The sequence below is a fragment of the Pseudoalteromonas sp. bablab_jr010 genome, from assembly GCF_016464105.1.
In the GTDB taxonomy this organism is placed as follows: Bacteria; Pseudomonadota; Gammaproteobacteria; order Enterobacterales; family Alteromonadaceae; genus Pseudoalteromonas; species Pseudoalteromonas simplex.
Map to the genome: position 1 here is coordinate 1 of NZ_JACDWV010000125.1, position 2,617 is coordinate 2,617.

Consider the following 2,617-nt stretch of genomic DNA (forward strand, 5'->3'; position numbering starts at 1 on the left):
CAAGGCCGGTATGGCGATTAAAGTAAAAATTATCTCGGTGCGCTAATATGGCTCGATGTTTCAGCATATAAAAACCGACTATAAACATAGGTGCATATATAGCAAATGGCACCCATCGATAGTCGCCCCACACAAAACCAATAACAACCAAATCAACGAAAAAAAACATAACCGCTGCGACCATTAGCAAGAAACTTAGAGCAGTAAATAAGTTAGACCACCCTCCAAACCATGAAATAGCCAACTGCTTACCATCGCTCTCTACCCAATGCCCCTCAAGTGTTGAGCCACTATCTGGGGATTCAAGCTCTGCTGCATATTGATCAGTAAAACGCTTACTTTTAAAGGTAAGAGTTTTGAAGCTGCAGCCATTAAGTGCTTCAGCTTTTTTTAATCGCGTTTCATAACTGTCTTGATGTAAATAGTCTCTTGGTAGCCTTTCTCTGTACTTGGTGGAATTGGCCTGATAAATCGAGTAATTTCTTTGCTTAGTTCTCTTTGCCTTTTCTATTTCTGGATCTTTTTCTTCTTTATTTCTTTGCTCTCTTCTTTCAGCACGGCCCTCATCGAGTGCTAATTGCCTAATGTTTTTGTCTTTTGCATAAATCGGTTTTTTTCTTGGGTTAAGTTTTTTCCATTCTTCAAGTTTCCTAATTCGTTCAGGCCTCTTTTTTTCATCTTCAGCAATAAACTTTGCTTTGAACTCGTCAAAACGCCTATCGACTTCTTCTGGGTTTGCACGCATCCAGTCTTCGCGCTCTTGATCTTTGCGCTTTATGTATTCTAGCGTTTCTTTTGTTATTTTTACGTGATCAAGCTGATTTTCACTAACAGGCATCGTTACATAAATTCCTTTTTAAACTTATTAAACATTAAACACCCACTGCTACTTGTCTTAATAAGGTTTTTGTTAATCGCTTCCAATAAGGCGCTGTATCAGGCTGATTTAAGCTTTCGTCGATTGGCCATTTTTCCCATGGCTTAGTGATTTCTTTGTTTGCCCAGCGTTTAAGGTGGCTAGTGAGCTATATTCAAACTTCTTAGGAGCGATACACTGGTTAAATTTTTGTGACACTTCGATTGCGCTGGCATTCATTTTTGCGAATCTATACGAAATAGACATTGATATCCTTATCTTTCAATGTTGCCCTAACAGTCAGTTTTTATAAATCAATCATTAAAAACGAAGTGAATTTTTGCCACGCTGTTTTGCCAAACTTAATCTCACTTTCTGGTTTTATATTTTCTGCGTATTTCCAAGGAAACTTAAAAATTTCAGGTGGCTTGAGCTTTTTGATTGGTTTACCCATCAGTAAATTATCTAGTTGCTCATCATCATTAAATTCTTTTAAAAGTTCATCATCTGCTTGGGTCATTTGCTTTAAAAATGATTTATCAACCCGATACCAAAAATATTTTGGACGACCATTCGCTTTATCAAACTCTGCGGTTGTTTTATCAAACTCTCGATAATATTCAAATTGTGGGATATCAGCTAATGGCTGAGTAACATCCATAAAATTTTGCAATAGCTCCCAATGTAAAAATGCAGAGCTAATTAAATTAGCACCTGTCCAAGCATAAAAAACGTCTTTTTTGAAATGTAATAGTGTAAATCCCCTATATGGAAAGCCGCTTTGAGGGTTGTTTTGGACTTTATAGTGAGCGTTAAACTCTTCAAAAGGAAATTTCAAAGAATGGCTTCCGCGATTATTATCCATCCAAACGAGACCTTTCGTACGCTCAAAGTTAACTCTTGAAGCTTTGACCTTTTTCTTTATTAACTTCAATATCGTTAAATTAAAAAATTTAGAGAATACCCACATTAAAAATATATAGCAAAGTGCAAGAGTGCCTTGTTTTTCATTACCTAAAAGATATAAAAATACTGGAATAAAAAAAAGACATAAGAGAATAGTTAAGTGAATACAAACCCAAATCAGTAATAATATATCAGACACTTTCCTACCAATTGTTGATAGGCTTAGAATGTTTGGCGTGCAACCAAGGACATTTCTATAGTGCTCTGCTTTACCAGATAAATTGTACTTAAACGCAGCGCTTTGATAACTATCATAACAATGCCCAAATACATTACCCCTGGGAAATAGCTCTTGTTTACTTTGATAGCGACAATACATTGAATCACGTTCACCTGTTGCGATTTCATTTCTAAATTTTGCAGCTTGTTTACCGCGATAAGCGGTTTCTGCGTATTGCTCAAGCATATTCAACTTCCTTATTACCGAACTGTATTACTAACTATTTATTTACAGTTCGGCACCACTCCTTTGCGTAAATACAAACCAAACTAGCTTCACTACCACACGGCTTCTCTATTTACTTGGCAATCGACTGGATCTAAATAAGGTTTTAACTCCTCAGGGAATCCATGTTTTTCGGTTATGTCTTTATCAATTTTGAAGTAATGCTCTATCGATTGATATAAGTGAGTACCAAGTGGGATGGATGTATCCATAAAGGTCATGGCTGTGGCGTATGCCAGTGAATCCCATTCACGATTTGAACCACCTACATAAAAAGTGGGCTTAGTGAAGCGATAATGTTTAGGGTATTTTAACGGCACCATGAGTGATACAAATACACGTGAGCCACC

General features: G+C 36.7%; 2 protein-coding genes and 2 pseudogenes. All 4 read right to left on the reverse strand.

From position 1 onward, the window contains the following. Nucleotides 1-745: pseudogene (locus JIG37_RS22680) on the reverse strand (hypothetical protein); the annotation flags it as partial. A 201-nt stretch (nt 746-946) separates the two neighbouring features. Continuing rightward, the gene (locus tag JIG37_RS10760; protein ID WP_199529348.1) at nt 947-1,123 is read right to left on the reverse strand and encodes a hypothetical protein; all 177 of its coding nucleotides are present in this window, start codon (nt 1,121-1,123) and stop codon (nt 947-949) included. A 40-nt stretch (nt 1,124-1,163) separates the two neighbouring features. Next, entirely contained in the window at nt 1,164-2,228 is a 1,065-nt protein-coding gene (locus tag JIG37_RS10765) for a hypothetical protein (protein ID WP_199529349.1), read from the reverse strand. Nucleotides 2,229-2,320: 92 nt separating this feature from the next. Next, a pseudogene (locus JIG37_RS10770) lies at nt 2,321-2,617 on the reverse strand (hypothetical protein); the annotation flags it as partial.

Coding starts and splice junctions, on each gene's coding strand:
- JIG37_RS10760 (WP_199529348.1), bottom strand. CDS start 1,123: ATGTCTATTTCGTATAGATTCGCAAAAATGAATGCCAGCGCAATCGAA.
- JIG37_RS10765 (WP_199529349.1), bottom strand. CDS start 2,228: ATGCTTGAGCAATACGCAGAAACCGCTTATCGCGGTAAACAAGCTGCA.